The organism is Pedobacter sp. KBW06, from assembly GCF_003852525.1.
GTDB lineage: Bacteria > Bacteroidota > Bacteroidia > Sphingobacteriales > Sphingobacteriaceae > Pedobacter.
The window spans coordinates 1,001,148-1,019,375 of the sequence record NZ_QAJL01000003.1; the positions used below are offsets into that span (position 1 = coordinate 1,001,148).

The 18,228-nt window shown below is 41.7% G+C and carries 18 protein-coding genes; 3 read left to right on the top strand and 15 right to left on the bottom strand.

The features are described 5' to 3' along the window. Window positions 1–25: 25 nt before the first annotated feature. From DBR43_RS18970 to DBR43_RS19015, 10 genes are all read right to left on the bottom strand, one after another. A complete protein-coding gene (locus tag DBR43_RS18970; RefSeq protein ID WP_124583637.1) occupies window positions 26–679 on the bottom strand; it encodes a DUF6266 family protein in 654 nt (217 codons plus the stop codon). Window positions 680–705: 26 nt separating this feature from the next. Beyond that, window positions 706–1,335: a DUF6266 family protein gene (locus tag DBR43_RS18975; RefSeq protein WP_124583639.1), complete on the bottom strand. Its 630-nt coding sequence runs from the start codon at window positions 1,333–1,335 to the stop codon at window positions 706–708. A gap of 458 nt (window positions 1,336–1,793) precedes the next feature. Next, window positions 1,794–2,477: a tRNA (adenosine(37)-N6)-threonylcarbamoyltransferase complex dimerization subunit type 1 TsaB gene (tsaB, locus tag DBR43_RS18980; RefSeq protein WP_124583641.1), complete on the bottom strand. Its 684-nt coding sequence runs from the start codon at window positions 2,475–2,477 to the stop codon at window positions 1,794–1,796. Window positions 2,478–2,500: 23 nt separating this feature from the next. Continuing rightward, entirely contained in the window at window positions 2,501–2,734 is a 234-nt protein-coding gene (gene yidD / locus DBR43_RS18985) for a membrane protein insertion efficiency factor YidD (RefSeq protein WP_124583643.1), read from the bottom strand. Then, window positions 2,718–3,113, bottom strand: a complete 396-nt coding sequence (locus DBR43_RS18990; protein WP_124583645.1) for a ribonuclease P protein component — start codon at window positions 3,111–3,113, stop codon at window positions 2,718–2,720. The genes yidD and DBR43_RS18990 overlap by 17 nt, the downstream gene beginning before the upstream one ends. Before the next feature lie 63 nt (window positions 3,114–3,176). After that, window positions 3,177–3,335, bottom strand: coding sequence for a 50S ribosomal protein L34 (gene rpmH / locus DBR43_RS18995; protein WP_073232865.1), 159 nt, complete (start codon window positions 3,333–3,335; stop codon window positions 3,177–3,179). A gap of 108 nt (window positions 3,336–3,443) precedes the next feature. Beyond that, window positions 3,444–4,181, bottom strand: coding sequence for a LytR/AlgR family response regulator transcription factor (locus DBR43_RS19000; RefSeq protein WP_124583647.1), 738 nt, complete (start codon window positions 4,179–4,181; stop codon window positions 3,444–3,446). Continuing rightward, window positions 4,178–5,221: a sensor histidine kinase gene (locus DBR43_RS19005; protein ID WP_233603038.1), complete on the bottom strand. Its 1,044-nt coding sequence runs from the start codon at window positions 5,219–5,221 to the stop codon at window positions 4,178–4,180. Before DBR43_RS19005 ends, DBR43_RS19000 begins: the two co-directional genes overlap by 4 nt. A 7-nt stretch (window positions 5,222–5,228) precedes the next feature. Then, window positions 5,229–5,582, bottom strand: a complete 354-nt coding sequence (locus DBR43_RS19010; RefSeq protein WP_124583649.1) for a DUF4288 domain-containing protein — start codon at window positions 5,580–5,582, stop codon at window positions 5,229–5,231. 11 nt (window positions 5,583–5,593) lie between these two features. Further along, window positions 5,594–6,439, bottom strand: a complete 846-nt coding sequence (locus DBR43_RS19015) for a LiaF transmembrane domain-containing protein (protein WP_124583651.1) — start codon at window positions 6,437–6,439, stop codon at window positions 5,594–5,596. A gap of 213 nt (window positions 6,440–6,652) precedes the next feature. Between DBR43_RS19015 and DBR43_RS19020 the strand changes: the two genes are divergently transcribed. Beyond that, window positions 6,653–7,522 carry a ChaN family lipoprotein gene (locus DBR43_RS19020; RefSeq protein WP_124583653.1) on the top strand — a complete coding sequence of 290 codons (870 nt, stop codon included), beginning with the start codon at window positions 6,653–6,655 and terminating at the stop codon, window positions 7,520–7,522. 79 nt (window positions 7,523–7,601) lie between these two features. Here DBR43_RS19020 and mscL read toward each other — a convergent pair whose 3' ends face one another. Continuing rightward, entirely contained in the window at window positions 7,602–8,045 is a 444-nt protein-coding gene (gene mscL / locus DBR43_RS19025) for a large conductance mechanosensitive channel protein MscL (RefSeq protein WP_124583655.1), read from the bottom strand. Between the two features lie 556 nt (window positions 8,046–8,601). On the opposite strand from mscL, the gene rpoN reads away from it, so the two are divergent. Beyond that, window positions 8,602–10,071, top strand: a complete 1,470-nt coding sequence (rpoN, locus tag DBR43_RS19030) for an RNA polymerase factor sigma-54 (RefSeq protein WP_124583657.1) — start codon at window positions 8,602–8,604, stop codon at window positions 10,069–10,071. A gap of 5 nt (window positions 10,072–10,076) precedes the next feature. Here rpoN and DBR43_RS19035 read toward each other — a convergent pair whose 3' ends face one another. The 4 genes from DBR43_RS19035 to DBR43_RS19050 all read right to left on the bottom strand — a co-directional run bounded on the left by DBR43_RS19035 (window position 10,077) and on the right by DBR43_RS19050 (window position 15,834). Beyond that, a complete protein-coding gene (locus tag DBR43_RS19035) occupies window positions 10,077–11,096 on the bottom strand; it encodes a type IX secretion system membrane protein PorP/SprF (RefSeq protein ID WP_124583659.1) in 1,020 nt (339 codons plus the stop codon). A 5-nt stretch (window positions 11,097–11,101) separates the two neighbouring features. Then, window positions 11,102–14,713, bottom strand: a complete 3,612-nt coding sequence (locus tag DBR43_RS19040; RefSeq protein WP_124583661.1) for a gliding motility-associated C-terminal domain-containing protein — start codon at window positions 14,711–14,713, stop codon at window positions 11,102–11,104. 22 nt (window positions 14,714–14,735) lie between these two features. Then, window positions 14,736–15,203 (bottom strand): response regulator, encoded by a 468-nt coding sequence (locus tag DBR43_RS19045; protein ID WP_124583663.1) that lies wholly within the window; start codon window positions 15,201–15,203, stop codon window positions 14,736–14,738. 166 nt (window positions 15,204–15,369) lie between these two features. Continuing rightward, the gene (locus DBR43_RS19050) at window positions 15,370–15,834 is read right to left on the bottom strand and encodes a response regulator (protein WP_124583665.1); all 465 of its coding nucleotides are present in this window, start codon (window positions 15,832–15,834) and stop codon (window positions 15,370–15,372) included. 102 nt (window positions 15,835–15,936) lie between these two features. Between DBR43_RS19050 and DBR43_RS19055 the strand changes: the two genes are divergently transcribed. Further along, window positions 15,937–18,228: an Rv1355c family protein gene (locus DBR43_RS19055; protein ID WP_124583667.1), complete on the top strand. Its 2,292-nt coding sequence runs from the start codon at window positions 15,937–15,939 to the stop codon at window positions 18,226–18,228.

The following is an 18,228-nucleotide window of genomic DNA, read 5'->3' on the forward strand; positions in this document are numbered from 1 at the left end:
AAGCAAACAGGAAAAAATAATAGCCTCATGAAGCGAGAATCGAAATCACAGATCCCAAATATTGCGTATCAGAAGTAAACTTTCCGTCTGCCGAAACAAAGAAGATCCAGCAATGCAACTCATCGTCTTTGTACAATTCAGGTATAGTTAACGTTGCAGACAAGTCACTTCTTCTTGTTTCCGGGAATTCCATGCACCTCTTCTTCATCTGATTATAGCAAATGATATAAGCCAGATCGTCTGATTTCGTCGTAATACTCCTCATCCTCGGCATTTGCCAGCTCACTGTCAGTACGCCATCTTTTTCTACTAAAAATTCTGGTTTTATAACCGGATCTATTGATTTATGCAAGCTTAACTTCACTTTAGCATAATTCAGCTCATAGTCCGGATAAATGCCTGTTACCGCGTTTTCTAAATGATAAGCTACCGCTACATTTATTGGAATCCGCTTCTTTCCTACCCCTCTGTAACCCAGAGCGACAAAACCGGAACAACAGGCCAGAAAATCATTAATCAGCTTGAAACGGCTTCGTTGATCCACCTGACTCAGACTCGCTTTTTTATTCGTTTTTTCAGGGGAATTTTTGACAATGTCTTTTCCCTTCCATTTCGCGGCAACGACATGTCCGACAGTGCCGTTGAAGGGACCAAATATCCCTGGTTTATAAGTGCCCATATTTCAAAATTTTAAATTGAATCCAATTACCAAAATAGCTTTCCAACGTAGACACTGTTTGAAATACGTTTTCTATCGCTTGAGATAAATGAGATATAAAGTTCCATTAATGACTTCTTTCTTTCGATGAATAAAGGAAGCAGATCTTTACCGATGGACCTGGCAGCACCAGCTGTAACGAATTTTGCCAGATTCAACTCCGGAAAGTAAGCCAGCAGCATCACCTGATCCGACCAATGACTTCCCTCCGGATCAGTTTCTCCATCCCAGCTAAACTCCACTCCATTATCAACCAGTTTTATTCCAGCTCCCGGGGATATCGGCAGCTCGCCTTTAGTTAATAAGACCTTTTCGAAATCAATTTTGATCTTTGGATAATTCCCTTTGGTTGCATTCTTCCAATTATACACGAACGCCGGATTTTGTGGATGTACTTTAGTCAGTTTAGCCTCAATTTCAAATCCAATCATAATAAAGGGCATTACCGGATTTAGAAATTTAGAAGTTACCTTCGTTCTCTGCATTACACCCAATTGCGATTTACTCCGCTTCTTATTGTTTTCTCCAATGCCACGTGTGACCATTTTGCCATTTAGCTCATAAGAGACTGTATTTCCCAGTTTTCCACTAGGAAGCCTGTTTTTTGACGTCGCCATATCTTTATAGGTTATATAATTATAAATTTAATAAACTATTATAACAATAACAACCTTAAATTACAAATTCAAAAGATTTAATTTCCCGACATCGCCGAAGATTACCGAAATTTGCTGCAAATTATCCGGCAAATCAGCAGCTGTAAGCTTAGAATAGTAAAATCAGCATTTTTATGTAAACTTATCGTAGTATAGAACACTCTTTATAGGCTTGCTTGGATATGATTTGCACAGCCTTTGGCCCTGAACAGGGGTTGCTGAGGGGTTGACGTAGGGTTGGTAACGTCAAAGGCCTTATCAACCCTTATCAACCCTACGTCAACCCCTCAGCAACCCCTCAGCAACACCAATGCCTATACGAAGCTCCTCCGCATCCTTCCGAACACTTAGAAACAACATTGTAATACCAGGAAAAAACTGAGGAAGCGCGCTAAGAACCGATTTTAGCCGGGAAAATATTACTTCTTCTTAGGCGTTGTTAAAACGAAATCCTTTAGATAAAAGGGTTCAAAATAAGCTACATCTTCAAATTTTGCAGCTTCAAAAGCTTCCATCGCAAGGCGGCTCATATTGGAAGCAGAGTTGAAATTTATTTCAGAAAAGCGGGCATGCTCATGACGCAATGCTTCGGCACACTTTGCCGCACCATCACCTATAAAAGTGATGACCTGATTATTCAATAAGTCTTCAAAGCTTTGCTCATCTATGATTTTTGCCTCTACAGGAGAAATATGCTGTAATTGCTGATCAAATACAGCCGTAAAGACTTCCATTCTTCTCGCATCGATCATAGAACAGATCAATCCTTTGTTTTCCGGCTGCTGTGCAGCAAAACCTTCAGCCATCATCTGCAGCGTATCTATTGCAATCAAAGGCTTGTCTAAAGCAAAACAAAGTCCTTTAGCCGTAGACACACCAATTCGCAATCCGGTATAAGAACCCGGACCTTTACTCACTGCAATCGCATCGAGTTCCTCATACTTTAATCCCGCAGTGTCCATTACAGATTTGATGAATAAAGTCAGGCTACCTGCATGAATGTTACTCGCCATTTCTTCTTTCAGTGCAATGGTTTTCCCATTCTGAGAGATGGCGGCAGAACAAACTTGTGTGGCAGTTTCGATTTGAAGTATAGTGGTCATCAGATAAAATTAAATACTCAGGCTTAAGGAACGGGATCGTGTCCATGTTTCCCCCAGGGGTGACAGCGTCCAATCCGTTTCAAAGTTAACCATCCTCCTTTAAAAGGTCCGTGTTTTTTTATTGCCTCCATCCCATACTGAGAGCATGTAGGTGTAAAACGACATTGCGCCCCTAATAATGGCGATAAAAGCAACTGATAAGCCCTGATCAGCAGCAGGAAGAACCAGCCGATGACCTGCTTAACTGCCCTGATCATTTTTGATGTTGTTAATCAGCCTTTTTAAGGCGCCATCCATCTTCTTCTCCATAAAAGAGAACTCATAGATCTTCTTTCCTACAAACTGTAAAGAAAAAATAAGCAGCTGCTCCTGTTCCGCAATTGCGGGATAGAGCTCGGCCTGTTTTTGCAAACGGTAAGCCTCACGGCTTCTTCTCTTGATCAGGTTCCGGTCTACCGCTTTTTTGAAGCGCTTTTTGGAAACATTGATCACTACCTGAGCAGGGAAGCTGTGCGGGGCATCAACAAAAAGATAGGAAACGCGAAATGGATATAATAAAAAAGAAGAACCGTCTTTAAATAGCAGATCTAATAATTTTCTACTACATAACCGTTCTTCTTTATTAAATGTGTTCATGTTTTTGATCGCAAATTTGCAGATATTGTGATCTGCTAACACTTAATGTGCTGCAATCAAAAATTATGCTTTGTGACGACGTTCGTCAGAAACTGATAGTTTGCTTCTTCCTTTTGCACGACGAGAAGCTAATACTCTTCTACCGTTTGCTGTAGCCATTCTTTCGCGGAAGCCGTGTTTGTTTCTTCTCTTTCTTTGCGAAGGTTGGAATGTTCTTTTCATAACTGTATTATATCTTAGACTATTTTTTTAAATAAGAGGTGCAAATATAGCTTGATTTTTATTTAATTGCAAATAGAATTCAAGGTAGTTTTCTTTTTTCTTGATTTCTTACAAGCCAAGCGCCGCTTTAAGCTTGATATAGCCCGTTTTACTTACCGGAAGCCATATGTCAGATTTCAACAATACAATATAACTGTCCTTTTCTTTCAGCTCTATTTTTGTCACCTGCGCCAAATTTATGATATATGAACGATGAATACGAATAAATTGAGAAGATTCTAAAGTTTGCTCAAAAAAACTCATCGTTTTATTCTTGTGAAATATTCCTTCAGTAGTACTCAGCTTCACATAATCGTCATCTGCTTCCAGGTAATGAATGTCGGTAACCGCAATGATCTTGATCACACCATTCTTCTTCACCACCACCCTGTTGTTCTGTGCAGGGTTCAGGGCTGCAGAATCCAGCAGTTCTTTCGTATTGCCATCTCCATTGTTTAACCTCGCCGGCAATTTATGGATCGCCTGCTCAAACCGGCTTTGCTCTATTGGTTTCAACAGATAGTCTACCGCATTGACTTCAAAAGCCTTGATGGCGTATTCATCAAAGGCTGTAGTAAAGATGACCGCAGGATGCTTCTCTACCAGCTCCAGCATCTCAAAGCCATTGATCTTGGGCATCTGAATATCCAGAAAGATGAAATCCGGCTGATGCTGCGTAATGGCCTTAATCCCTTCAAACCCATCGCTACACTCTGCAACGATCTCAATATCCGGAAAATTGCTTAAGTAATGTTTCACTATGTCTCGGGCAAGGGATTCATCATCTATTAGTATCGTTCTCATCATTGTTTCTGAGGTATTTTAAGCGTAGTTATATACATATTTTCTTCTGTGGCCCTGGTTTGCAGTAATTTCTCATCTCCAAACAACAAATACAGTCGCCTTTTAATGGCCGTCAACCCAAAGCCCGTTCCTCCTGTCGCCTTCATTTCCGGATCAAAAGGATTTTGAACCGTCACTTCAAGCATGTTATTCTCCAGCGTAACCAATATGGAAATCGTAATGGCCGCAGCGGTATTGTACAAACCGAATTTAATGGCATTCTCCACAATCGGTTGCAGCAGAGTCCCTGGCAAGCATAAATCTATGGTTTCTTCCTCAACTTTCACATCAATATTTAAACGATGGCTAAAGCGTACTTTTTCTATGTCCAGGTACAGCTGAATGTACTCCATCTCCTCCCCTACATTTACCCAGACCTCATCGTCTCTTTTTAAGGTTCCGCGAAGGAAAGAGGCCAGCTTCATGATCATCGTCCCCGCTTCTTTAGGGTTCATAATCGTCAGTGCATACACAGAATTCAGGCTATTGAAAAGGAAATGAGGTTGCAGCTGATGTCTTAATTTATTCAATTCCGCTTCCTTAGATAAATTTTGCGCCGTAAGTAAACGTTCCTGGGTGGCCGACTGCTCTTCCAAACGATACCATAATATATTCGCCAGGGCGCACCAGGCCAAAAAGACAAATACAATGATGAACCGAATGATGAGCGATAACTGCAGAAAACTTTTGTAAGTAGGTTCGTCTACAAAAAGATAACTTAGAGAAACATTGCTGATAAAAGTAATCAGGCCTGCAAGCATCAGGGTCAGGACAAGCAGGAAAAGAATGGTTTCATTTTTCGGCTGATAGTAACCAAGCATATTGCTCAGAATCATACAGGCCAATGCCAGCAAGCCGTTTGTAATCAGGCTATCTGCCACAGAAATGAACCAGTTAAAATTCAGGGTATAATAAAAAAGCAGTACAAATACAGTAACCCAGGCCATAAATATGGCCGCGGCAAATCGTTGAATATTCTTATTGGCTAGAGGTCTGCTGGTCAAAATAGTTTTAATTAGGATTCTTTATGGATATACTTTGATGCAGAAACGCCTCCCGACGTTTCAGCTCATCTAAAAAATTTGCCATATCTTCTGGCTCATGTAATACGGAAGCGATCTCAGACCCATCTCCGGGGGCTTCAATCTCATACAAATCCGCAATACAGATAAACTCCCACTTCACCAGCTCTCCCTTACAGTTTCGGAATGGACGGTGAAAGTTTTCCGATTGCCCCTCTCCTTTATTTAAGGCTTCCTGAGCATCTTTGGCCTGGATCAGCCGTAATTGTTCATCAAACTGAGAAGCATAATTCCCATCTCCGCTGATGATTTGAAAAATATATCTTAGTGCAAACCACTTCATCGGTATTCATTTTAAAAGTTTCTGATCTCTATCCCTCCAAATAACGCCAAGCCTGTGATCTTAACAATCTTCCCTTCATTGCTGGTCACAATAACCGGCCCCCTCTTATCATCACAGCCTCCAAAAATGGCGGTCACTTCCGACTTCACGATCCAGCTTGGAGGAAGAATAATTTTAACCCCACCAAAAACAGCAATGATTTCCAGCACAATTACTCCCTCAAAATCAGCCTGGGTAAGGTTCAGGTTACAACCCCCAAAAACCGCTACGACCTCTCCACCTTTAAAATTTTTGGAATAAATCATCTGATCTGTTCCACCAAAAACAGCAACCGACTCAATCACGTCATTTTCATCTACCCAATCGCCCTTTTTTTTCTTTGAAGATTCAGCGGCTCCGGAATCTCCGGCGCCCGAACCATCACCCATATCTCCGTAATCATTCCCCATACTTCCCGATCCGTCGCCCATATTTCCAAAACCAAAGTCGGTATTAAAGTCAGCGTGTTTTTTCTTCCATTTCTCCCTGTTAAAACCTCTGCCTTTAGGTTTTAAAATCAAAAACAGGCCGACGATGATAAAGGCAAAAGCAAAGAAATACCTGGACAAATCAATATCAACAATATCCTTTGCCGTAGCGTAGCCTCCGATAAGGACCAGGATACACCAGACTCCCGCATCAAAATTCCGTTTGTACCCAATCAGCAATCCGATCACCAACATCAAAGTATGCCAGCTCAGTACCCAATGAGGGATATAGATATCCATATTCCTCAAAAAGAACACTAAACCAATCAGAAGGAGAATGAAACCACTCCATACCCTGTTGTTCTTATTACAATCTTTCCACTTTTCCATTATTACTTATTTTCAGTATAACCTATCTATTCATTTGTGTTGAAAGCTGATCTGTTGCGCTTTCTATCATCAAATGTATATAGGTTATCATCATTTTAAAAGGCAGATCACTCCGGAAGGAGCGAATAGTCGGTAAACTCCTATTTTTAATCGGTAAAAATTATCCGTTATTTTGAATTCTTAACTATTTACCCACAAAACCGATTCTCAATAATGAAAAAACTACTCGTCGCTATTCTGCTTTGGATCCCCCTGATTACATTTGGACAATCCCCCGGACAGTCCTACAAAATATATGATGTAAAAAACAAAAAAATCATCAGCATTGATGAATTAATAGCCAATACCAACGATATCGACGTCCTCTTTTTTGGAGAAGAACACAATGATTCCATCGGTCACCTTCTCGAGTTCGAATTGCTAAAAAAACTGAGCAGCACTTACCCTAAAACAGCCCTGGCTTTGGAGATGTTTCATACCGATACGCAACCCATAATGAACGAATACCTGGCAGGTCTGATTTCGGAAAAGAATTTCAACAAAGAAGCAAGGGCCTGGAACAACTATAAAGATTACCGCCCAATGATCGAATTTGCCAAGGCCGGTCAGCTTCCGGTAATTGCCGGAAATGCTGCTGCACGATACAGCAATGCCGTTACTAAATCCGGATTGGAAGCCTTAAAGCAATTTCCTGCTGCATCTCTTGCCTTCCTTCCTCCAATCCCGCTGGATACAGCTACGGGAAGATATTATGATAAATTTATAGAAACCCTTGGAGGTCACGACATGGGTCCAATGAAGATCTATCAGACGCAAAATCTCTGGGATGCCAGCATGTCCTGGTCAATAGCCAAATATTATAAAGCCCATAAAGGAGCAAAGATTTTCCAGGTCAACGGGCGTTTTCATAGCGATGAAAAGCTGGGAACTCTCGCTAAATTAAAGCAATACCTGCCAAAACTTCGGATCTCAAATATTTCCTGTTTTCCGGGAGATGATTTTACAAACCCAGACTGGACTAAACACCAGCACCTGGGAGATTATATTATCCTTACAGACCCGAAAATAAAAAGAACTTTTTAAGACCTGAACCACAATAAAAAAGGGCTTTAAGAAAATGATTATTTTCTTAAAGCCCTTTCATTTTTTTAACATTGTGCGCTTATTTGCTTTTTAGCAAATCGCGTATTTCGGTAAGAAGTACCTGGTCTTGTGTTGGCGGTACCACTGCAGGAGCAGCTTCTTCTTGTTTTCTTTTCATTTTGTTGATCGCTTTCACCATCAGGAAGATGATAAAGGCTAAAATGAAGAAATTGATCACCTCTGTTACGAAGTTACCCCAGGCAAATACAGGACCTACTTTCCTTGCGTCTTCCAGAGAAGCAGTAGGGTTCGATTCCACGAATTGTCTTACTTTTTCGCTTAGTGGCAGATAGAAGTTAATGAAACCTTTATCACCAATCAATAAGCTAATCGGAGGCATGATCAAATCATTCACCAGGGAGGTCACAATCTTGCCGAATGCCCCTCCGATAATCACACCGACAGCCAGGTCAATCACGTTGCCCTTGACTGCAAATTCTTTAAATTCTTTTACAAAACTCATAAGTAGTATTAGTTTTAGTTTTTAAACATCGTAATAAAAGTATAAACTTTATTTCTAAAAAACGCCATTAATCCAGCCATTGCCTCTTTTTTTTTAGTGCGGCTAAACAAGTACGGTGACATATTTTTCTATAAAAATGAGAAAACGAGAATATTTTGAATACAATCAATCTCTATAGAAAACATTGTAATCTCAGGTATTGCACGACAAAACTCAGGTCGGGATTATAGTCCTTTTCCTGCTGATAAACCACGTTCAGGAATTCGTGAGAACCTTTGAGATCAATAAAAACCACGAAAAACTCAGCTTGAGAACCCTTTAGAACCTCTGAAAACCAATAAAAAAAACAATTATATACTGATGAAAAAAACAAGTATATTGGCTAAAGACCGATAACGCTTAAAACCATACCTACCAATCAGATATAAATTAGATAAACCGATTTCCTGAGTTTATCGGCCTTGCCGAAAACACAATAATACTTTGTCGGGATAGTTTATATGTAAACCAAATTCGTATTTTTGGAGCGGGTACATAAATACCTATTTTACAAAACATGCTTAAACAACATCTACAACAAAAATTACTTCAGAAGCTATCTCCACAGCAAATTCAATTTATAAAATTGCTGCAAGTACCTACAGTTGCATTAGATACCCGTATAAAAGAAGAATTAGAAGAAAACCCTGCACTTGAAGATCCCAGCTTAATGATTGCCGAGGAGCCTAAAGGTGAATATGATGATCTTAATGATACTCCGGATGATTTTGATTCCAGTGCCAAGGAAGAAAGCACGGATGAGTTTAATGTAGATGATTATTTACAGGACGACAACGTAAACGACTATAGTACCTCCTATAACAATGATGATGACGAAGAAAAAAAAGAAACTCCAATTGCAATTGAGAGTACTTTTTTTGAAAGCTTACAGGAACAGCTCGATTTAGTTCCTTTATCTGATCAGGATTTCATCATTGGTAAGCAAATCATCGGAAGTTTAGATGACGATGGTTATCTGCGCAGGCCCATCACCTCCATGATCGACGACCTTGCATTTTCACAAAATGCCATGGTAGAAGAAGAGGATGTACTGGAAATGCTCAAAGTAATCCAAAGCTTCGATCCTCCGGGTATCGCAGCAAGAGACCTTCAGGAATGTCTGACACTTCAGTTAAAACGTAAAGATCCGGCAAACCCAATCATTCAGAAAGCCATTATCATCGTTGAAAACCACCTGGATGAATTTACGAGAAAACACTACGATAAACTGGAAAAATCATTGGGTCTGAACAGTGATGACCTCAAAGAAATCATTGCGGAAATACTACGCTTAAATCCAAAACCGGGAGATTCTAACCAGGTAACCACCAAGCAACTGCAAGTTATTCCTGACTTCCATGTTTCCAATAATGACGGCACCTTAATCCTGACACTCAATTCAAAAAACGCACCGGAACTCAGAGTGAGCCGTTCGTATATTGATATGTTTGATCATTATGATAAAGCGGCACAAAAAGATAAAAAACTCAAGGAAGCGGTACAGTTTGTAAAGCAAAAACTGGATTCTGCAAAATGGTTTATTGATGCCATTAAACAAAGACAGCAAACCTTGTTGAAGACCATGAATGCCATCATGCAATACCAGTATGAATACCTGCTGACCGGTGATGAGCGCAAAATGCGTCCCATGATCTTAAAAGATATTGCAGACAAAATTGACATGGACATTTCTACCGTTTCAAGGGTAGCAAATTCTAAATATGTACAAACAGAATTTGGAACTTTTCTCCTGAAATCCTTCTTCTCTGAAGCCATACAAACTGAAAGTGGTGAAGAAGTATCTAACAAAGAAGTAAAGAAAATTCTGGAAGACTGTATCGGTAACGAAGACAAACGAAAACCGCTTGCAGATGAAAAACTGACAGAGATTCTTAAAGAACAAGGGTACAATATCGCCAGAAGAACGGTTGCAAAATACAGGGAACAAATGAACATTCCTGTAGCACGTTTAAGAAAGGAGCTGTAAAACAGCTACCACATTCTTCGCTGCCCGCTCCAGACCTGGTATACATTATTCAACTGAATGCCCAACACGATTTCATGACTTCCGTTACTCACCTTATTTAAACCGGAAGTCGTGAAATCATAAGCATAAGTCAGGTTTAACATTTTACCAAAGTTACCTCCCATCATCGCCGAAAAGGAATCCCCCTTCCGGTAACTCCCACCGATCCAAAACTTATCCTTATAGGATGCTTTCATATTCAGGTCTGCCGAAAGTGTAGAAGATACCTGCTTAAACATCAGCGAAGGTGTCAAAGAAATCTCTTCATCAACGAAAAACCGATACCCGGAAGTCACAAATAAATGCGGCACCTCCTTACCGGAATTATAATCGGTATTCTGTGTAAATGACAGTTTCTGAGGCAATGCAGACTGCAAAGCTACACCGGCAAAGAAACGTGCTCCATACAACCATACACCCATTCCCAGATCAGGCTTAAACTGGCTGATCGTGGTGTTTCGTATCGCAGGATCTTCCATCGTCTGATCCTCAAACTGTAAGGAATTCACATCAAAGCCTATCCTAGAAAACCCGGCAGATACACCTACAGAAAGATTTAAGGCATTCTGTAACCGTAAATGATAAGCATAGGTCAGGTTAAAATCCAATCGGGATATGGCCGCAGCTTTATCATACACGGCAATCAGTCCCAGTCCATGGTGGGCGGGAGAAGCAGTGTAATTCTGCATATAATTCCTGCTCATGGGATCATCTCCTTTATCCGGGAGTGACAATGGGTTGCCCCAGAGGTAGTCATCTCCGAGCTTCCAGTGCGCTGCAACAAATGAGGTTTGAGGTGCATTTTCAATTCCAGTCCATTGTCGCCTGTATCCTATTTTTATATCGGTATAGTTTTCGATACCACTTAAAGCAGGATTCAACAGGTAATTGTTAAAAATATACTGTGTATACTGAGGCCTTTGCTGGCCATGGGCGCCAAGGCCGGCCAGCAATATTGCTGCGATAATATGGCCTAGTTTCCTCAATTAAATTACCTGATTAAAGTTAAAGCTCCTGATTTTTCTTTTCTTCCGTTGTTTGGCCGGATGAGGTAGTAATACGTCCCTACCGGTAGTGTTTTTCCGGAAAAAGTACCGTCAAAAGGCCTTGTATAGCCCTGGCTATTGAAAACCCTTTCTCCGTAGCGGTTAAAAATTTCGACCGTTGCAGCAGGGTAACTGTCTATATTTACCAGATTCCACAGGTCATTTATACCATCTCCATTAGGAGAAAAGGCATTAGGTACCGTAATGTCATCCAGGACTTTCACCTTTACCCGGTCTGTAACCACACAACCATTCCCGGATTTTACGCTTAAAGTGTATTCTGTATCCTGATCTGGCTTAGCCATGGGATTTAAAATATCATCTCTGCTCAATCCTGCTGCCGGAGTCCATTTATATTCCAGATCAGATCCGGATGCCTTTGCGTTGAGCTGTTTTTCCTTCCCTGCAACCAATACCACCAGATCCGGACCGGCATCAATTTCAGGGAGCGGCAAGACCTTAATTTCCTGCGAATATTCATCAACGCATCCCCTTCCCGAAATCAGTTTGTATTTTATGGTATGCGTTCCCGTACCAGCCAATAACGGATTAAAAAAACCAGCAGGACTAATTCCCGGCCCGGAAAAGCTTCCGGATTCCCCGGTTTTCAAAACCGCTGCATTTACCTGGAATCCATCCGTATTCAGACATACTTCCGCTAAGATATTAAAATGTGCAACCGGAACGGCATGAAAAATCAGTTCCAGATCTTTTGCGTTCTGACAAGTAACCTCTTCCTCCAATCCGGAATAAGCAACCAGCGTTAAGACGCCCCGCTTGCTTTCCGGGCTTACAAATGACTCATAATTAAAAGTATAGATCTTATTCGGAACCGGGTTCCTGTCGATCTCCAATAGGGCTCCATCCAGGTACCATTTAAGCGTTCTGATTTTACCAATCCCAACAGTCGATGTATTTCTTACCTGGAAAGAATGGTTACTGCACAATGCACCGGGATCTACCAGCTCAAAGGATGCAAGGGGATCGGAACTGCTCAGCTCAAAAGAATTCTTTACTTTTTCTACAGTACAGCCACTGGCATTTGTAACGGTTAAGGTAACGGTATATGTTCCAGCCGCACTATACCGGTGTTTTCCATCCCGGCTTGTACTTGTATTTGATGCACCCGAACCGGGCTCTCCGAAATTCCACAAATACTGCAGCCCGACGGCATCTGCGGTCAGATTCTTAAAAACGGCCTCATTACTGACACAAGCACCCGGCAATTCGAAATCTGCCACAGGAAGCGGAACGATCTCAACCTGGGCGGTATAACTATGAACACAACCAGAACCGGTTTCGACCTTCAATACCACGGTATAAGTTCCGGCTTCCGCATAAGTATGCACCGGAGCCTGAAGCACGGAAATATTGTCTGTACTGGAAGGATCTCCGAAGTCCCAGTGCCATTTGTTTATGCTTCCCTCATTGGCAACAGACAGGTCTGTAAATGCAGTTGCCTTTGTTGCACAGGATCCGGAATAACTGAATTTAGCCTCAGGAATCCGGTTGATATGAAGGTCTTTAAGCCCACTCGACGATGGCCCGCAACCATTTTCATTGTCTATCTTCAAACTCACCTTATAATCTCCGGCTGTGGCATAGCTATGCTCAACCGGAGCTCCGTTATCGCTAATCAGTTCCGGACTTCCATCACCGAAATTCCAGATCCATTTTAAGATATTTTTTCCTTTCGGATTACTTTTATCGGTAAATACAACCGCAGTACCGGCACAACCACTCGCTGTACTCATTGAAAAATCAGCCACCGCAGGGGCAAAAACCTCAAAATCCAGATCAATCTTCTCAATAGGGTCACAACCCGAAGGACTTGGATTTAAGACCTCTACCTTTAGCGCATGTTTGCCTGGCGCGTTAAAAACCACAGGTTGATTATAGCGATAGGTATACACGGTAACCCCATCAATAAGGACCGGTATTCCCACCGGATCAATTAAAGCAGGCTTGCGCACACCATCAATAATCCAGGTCAGACTGGTAGTCGCATATGGCAAAGTCAACACGAATTCCGAAGAAGCGCCCATACAAACATCGGGTGTTTTCAACTCCGTGTCGGTATTGATGATTTCAATATTCTGAAAAAGATTCCGGACATCTGCGCCCGCCAGATACCCATAGGATTCTACCCTTCCGTACCCATAAGCAATTGCAGAAAACCCTCCGGCTGCCAACAAAGTATGTGTAGGGTTGATGGCAGAGGACAGCGTCACATCTTCCTGGAGATAAGAATAAGGACTTCCTGCGATGGGTACAAATCCGCCAGCCGGAACACTTCCATTAATCCGGAAAGAGGGAATAAAATCATTCCTGATGATCACATTGATAAAATGCTGAGTGATCTGGGTTTGAGGGCTCGTCTGGTTCCTCATTGCGGAATAAACGGTAATCCTCGACAAAGTTTGTTCTACAGGATTCAGGATCGTCATTTCCGGATCTCCGGGATATAAAGGATTATCTGAATCGGTATTCCGGGGATCACAACCCTGACTGATCTGATATTGAACCAGACTAACAGGTTCTGATGCTACAATATGGTTCGCCTGATTTGAGCTGAATTCAAAAAACTCTCCTTTGTTATAAGTACTCTTGAGTGGTCCTGGAAGAAAATTGGTACTTCCGGCATTGATTGCTGCTCCATTGATGGTCAGGCTGGTATTGTCTTTACTGAAATAAAGCCTGAAAATATCATAAGGCTTATTGATCATGGGTGCCGTAATGAACTCCTTACCCCATGACGAAGTTGGATACAACTGCTGATAAAGGTTATCCCCTCCCTGAATCGAACCTTGCAAAAAACTACAAAAACCAACCCAGGAACTTCCGGAAAATACAGCTACCGGCTGGCAGCTGCTGCCGGCACCGGCAACAGATACAATATGACTGCCGGAAAGGTCCCCGGTAGACTGATACTGATAAATCTCTCCTTTCATCAGTTCCTTCGTAAATGTCACCCCTGCCTGATGTTGTCCATTCCGTTCCGCAGCTTTAGGTGTGATTTCTACCTGAGTATGGTCTGCCACACCAATGATGGTAAACTCGGAATAGCCCTGAACGAGTCTCGGATTCTGATTGGGACTCTCAATATAGCTGTTTTGTACGTAAGCCGAAACATAGTATTCTCTCCCCAGTACCTTAGTGGGAAGCACCAGCGTCGCAGCAGACCTTGCCGCTCTGAAAATATGTGAATAGACAACCACCGGCTTTTCTGCGGTGATCTGAATGGCCTTATTCTGCTCGATCAGGTCTGAACTTCCGATATAAACATTCAGCAGCTGAGGATTGATCAGAATGGGTCTGATCGTATTTGCAGTAACTGAAAAGGGTGACCCTGGAATAGCCGTTCCTCCAATGCTGACAGCAACTTTGGTGCTCACATCAGAAGTGACGTATAAATATAATCTGGAATTTACCCCATCAACATGGCCGGTATAGGCGACCCAAAACTCGGTTCCTTTATTGGAGGTATTCTGGGCATAAGCACAGCTGACAAAAAAGACAGAGAGTAGTAACCATAAAACTAATCTCCGTTTTCTCATGTATTTTTAGGTTAAAGATCGATCAGGCGTCCAGGTCTCCCCTGAGCAGGTTCTCCAGTTTTTCATTTGCCACGATAAGACTGGCAGTCAGGTCTCTGTTTTCTTTCCTCAGCATGTAAAGTTCAAATGCTTTCTCAATGTTAATCCTGAGGTCATCTTCCATCCATGGCTTTTGGATGTAACGGTAAACCTGCCCCTTATTAATAGCATCAATAACGGCATTGATATCCGCATAACCGGTGAGTAAAATTCTAATGGGTTCCGGAAAATCAGGGATGATAGATTCCAGAAATTCAATCCCCGTAGTCACGGGCATCCTTTGATCGGTAACGATCACGTGAATATCTTCTGACTCTAAAATCTGCCTGCCCTCAACCGCCGAATTTGCTGTAAAAATATTAAATTTACGCCTGAAACTGGCTTTGAAAGCATTTAGATTATGGACTTCATCATCAACATAGAGAACGTTTGCGGAAGTGTCAGAATTCATAGAATTTAGCCTTTTTTTTGTTAAATATATTTTAATTATTATGAACAAAAAAACTATTTATTGATAAAAATTACATCAGATTTTATTCTTAAATAATTACACAAAAAGGTACTAAAATGTTACCAAAACACCTTAAAATAAAGAAATCATCAAAAGAATATCTGAGTTAAGAAATAAGTTTCTGACGCAACATGAACTCTAATTGTTCATTGACGATCAGTAGCTTTTTAGTCAGCTCTTTATTTTCCTTTCTCAGTTGAAAAACTTCAAAAGCCTTTTCAATATACAACTTTAATTCCGTTTCCTGCCAGGGTTTTGTAATGTATAAATAAACCTGCCCCTTGTTAATCGCATCGATAACGGCAGCGATATCTGCATAACCGGTCAGTAAAATGCGGATGGGGTCCGGATAAGCTTCCAGAATAGACTCCAGAAATTCTACCCCCGACATCTGTGGCATCCGCTGATCGGTAATAATAATCTGAATGGCATGCTCCGCCAGTATCGGCATTGCTTCCTTCGCTGATTCTGCTGTAAAGACGTTAAACGATCGCCTGAATGACGCTTTAAACGCATTGAGGTTATGTACCTCGTCGTCAACATACAAAATATTTACTAACTGGTCCTCCATATAAAACAAAATTAATCAAAAGTGCTAAATACATCGTTAAAAAAAGAAGTAATGTCTTAACATATACTATTTTTGCAATTCATAAAATAAACCCGTTTAAAGATGTTAGTACTTGAGAACCTGATAAAAGAAGATTTCACCACCTGTGAACCCCTATTCTTTAGAATCTATCAACAACAAGATAAAGACGCACTTGAGGCTTTATTAAAAGACAAACCACATACCAAAATACACGATGAGATAGAGACTCAGCTGGATGATCTGATCAAATCAAAACACCCGAAAAAGAAACCGGAACCTGCAGAAATGGAGGCATTGAAAATCAAACACATCGGAAATTTATCCAAACTGGAATATGGGGTATGGGTATATTATCCATGGTCTGAACGTCTGGTCCATCTCCTGGATGAAGAAGAATTTATAGCAGTAAGAACAAACAGAAATATATACAAAATAACACCGGAAGAACGCGATATCCTGGGCAAGCAGAAAATTGGCGTAGTAGGTCTTTCGGTAGGACAATCCATTTCCATCACCATGGCCATGGAAAGAGGATTCGGAGAGATCAGACTTGCCGATTTCGACCTTCTTGAACTCACCAACCTTAACCGCATCAGAACAGGTGTACAAAACCTGGGCATTAAAAAAGTAGTCCTGGTTGCCAGAGAGATCAAAGAAATAGATCCTTTCCTGAAAGTAACGTGTTTTGACGACGGTATGACCGAAGAAAACATGGACCGCTTCTTTACAGAAGGTGGAAATCTGGACATCGTTGTAGACGAATGCGATGGCCTTGACATTAAAATTTTACTCAGACATAAAGCCAAATCACTGGGCATCCCTGTGGTACAGGACATGAGCGATCGCGGAACCCTGGATGTAGAACGTTTTGACCTCGAGCCTGAGCGTCCTATCCTCCATGGCTGGATCGACCACCTAGATCATACCCAGGTAAAATACCTGAAAACCAACGAAGAAAAAGTTCCTTTCCTGCTGGCGATGATCGGTGTAGACACCCTCTCCAACCGCTTGAAAGCTTCCATGGTGGAAGTTGGACAATCGATCACCACCTGGCCGCAGCTAGCCTCGGCAGTCGCCCTTGGTGGTGCATTGGGTGCCGACGTCTGCAGACGCATCAGTCTGAAACAATATACAGAATCAGGCAGATACTTCGTAGATTTGGAAGACCTGATCGGTGATAAAAGCAAAGCAAAAGACAACGATTACAATGTAGTGGATTACACGGCAGAAGTACTGACAACAGACGAAATGAACCAGGCAATTGCAGACATCAGCAGCAAAGAAATGGAATCGTTCCCATTGAGCACCGAACAGGTGGAACAATTGGTCTCTGCAGCAGCTATTGCTCCTTCGGCAGGTAACAACCAGCCATGGAAATGGGTAGCCCGTTCCGGAAAACTATACCTCTTCCATGATGAGCAACATTCGGTATCATGGGGAGATTTTGACAACATCACCTCCAACATCGCGTTCGGAACTGCCATTGAAAACATCAAACTAGAAGCAGGAAAAGCAGGGCTGGAAGCCAGTTATCAGGCTTTTCCGAATCCGGAAAATAAAAGACTGGTAGCGGCTTTCTCTTTCCGGAAAAGTACCGTAGCCTATGCAACAGATCTTGCGGCAGGAATGGGCATCAGGTTAACCAACAGAAAACAGGGAAATAAAGCACCTATTGATGCCGCAGTAGTTACTTCATTAAAATCGGCTGCAAGCCTCAACTCCCCTGCTACCTTGCAGGTGATCCAGGATGAACAACAAATCAACCTGATTGCAGATATCGTTGCCGGTGTAGAAAGGGTTCGTTTCCTATACCCTCAGGGCCACCATGATTTTTATACCAAAGAAATCAGATGGACCCCGGAAGCGGTCAATGAAACCAAAGACGGATTGGATATCTTATCTCTTGAATTGTCGGAATCAGATAAAACCGGATTAAAAGTTGCCGAAAGTCCGGAGGTCATTAAACTGTTAAACAGATGGGGTGGCGGTGCTGCATTTGAAAACCTGTCGAGAAAAGCAATCCGTACATCTTCCGGAATTGGCCTGGTTACCATGCCGGCTTATGAAGCGGAAAACTTCCTGAAAGGAGGAGAAGCTGTTCAAAGGGTTTGGATCAATGCAAACCTCAACGGGCTCTCTTTTCATCCGATTTCTGCTCCGTTATTTCTCTTCGCAAGACTAAATCATGGAAAGGGAGAAGGCCTCAATCAAAAAATGACGGAAGAACTGTCAAAATATCAAAAGGATCTATTGCAAATATTCCCTACTTTAGGGGACCAACAAGGAATATTTATGTTCCGGTTGTCCCATGCTTCGGCTCCAACGGTACGGGCTTTACGAAAACCTTTAAAAGATATATTACAATTTATATAA

Excerpts from the sequence above, each read along its gene's own strand:
- DBR43_RS19020 (WP_124583653.1), top strand. The coding sequence starts at position 6,653 with ATGAAAAAACTACTCGTCGCTATTCTGCTTTGGATCCCCCTGATTACA.
- DBR43_RS19050 (WP_124583665.1), bottom strand. The coding sequence starts at position 15,834 with ATGGAGGACCAGTTAGTAAATATTTTGTATGTTGACGACGAGGTACAT.
- DBR43_RS19055 (WP_124583667.1), top strand. The coding sequence starts at position 15,937 with ATGTTAGTACTTGAGAACCTGATAAAAGAAGATTTCACCACCTGTGAA.
- DBR43_RS19010 (WP_124583649.1), bottom strand. The coding sequence starts at position 5,582 with ATGAAGTGGTTTGCACTAAGATATATTTTTCAAATCATCAGCGGAGAT.
- DBR43_RS18975 (WP_124583639.1), bottom strand. The coding sequence starts at position 1,335 with ATGGCGACGTCAAAAAACAGGCTTCCTAGTGGAAAACTGGGAAATACA.
- mscL (WP_124583655.1), bottom strand. The coding sequence starts at position 8,045 with ATGAGTTTTGTAAAAGAATTTAAAGAATTTGCAGTCAAGGGCAACGTG.
- tsaB (WP_124583641.1), bottom strand. The coding sequence starts at position 2,477 with ATGACCACTATACTTCAAATCGAAACTGCCACACAAGTTTGTTCTGCC.
- DBR43_RS18990 (WP_124583645.1), bottom strand. The coding sequence starts at position 3,113 with ATGAACACATTTAATAAAGAAGAACGGTTATGTAGTAGAAAATTATTA.
- DBR43_RS19040 (WP_124583661.1), bottom strand. The coding sequence starts at position 14,713 with ATGAGAAAACGGAGATTAGTTTTATGGTTACTACTCTCTGTCTTTTTT.
- rpmH (WP_073232865.1), bottom strand. The coding sequence starts at position 3,335 with ATGAAAAGAACATTCCAACCTTCGCAAAGAAAGAGAAGAAACAAACAC.
- yidD (WP_124583643.1), bottom strand. The coding sequence starts at position 2,734 with ATGATCAGGGCAGTTAAGCAGGTCATCGGCTGGTTCTTCCTGCTGCTG.
- DBR43_RS19045 (WP_124583663.1), bottom strand. The coding sequence starts at position 15,203 with ATGAATTCTGACACTTCCGCAAACGTTCTCTATGTTGATGATGAAGTC.
- DBR43_RS19015 (WP_124583651.1), bottom strand. The coding sequence starts at position 6,439 with ATGGAAAAGTGGAAAGATTGTAATAAGAACAACAGGGTATGGAGTGGT.
- DBR43_RS19000 (WP_124583647.1), bottom strand. The coding sequence starts at position 4,181 with ATGATGAGAACGATACTAATAGATGATGAATCCCTTGCCCGAGACATA.
- rpoN (WP_124583657.1), top strand. The coding sequence starts at position 8,602 with ATGCTTAAACAACATCTACAACAAAAATTACTTCAGAAGCTATCTCCA.
- DBR43_RS18970 (WP_124583637.1), bottom strand. The coding sequence starts at position 679 with ATGGGCACTTATAAACCAGGGATATTTGGTCCCTTCAACGGCACTGTC.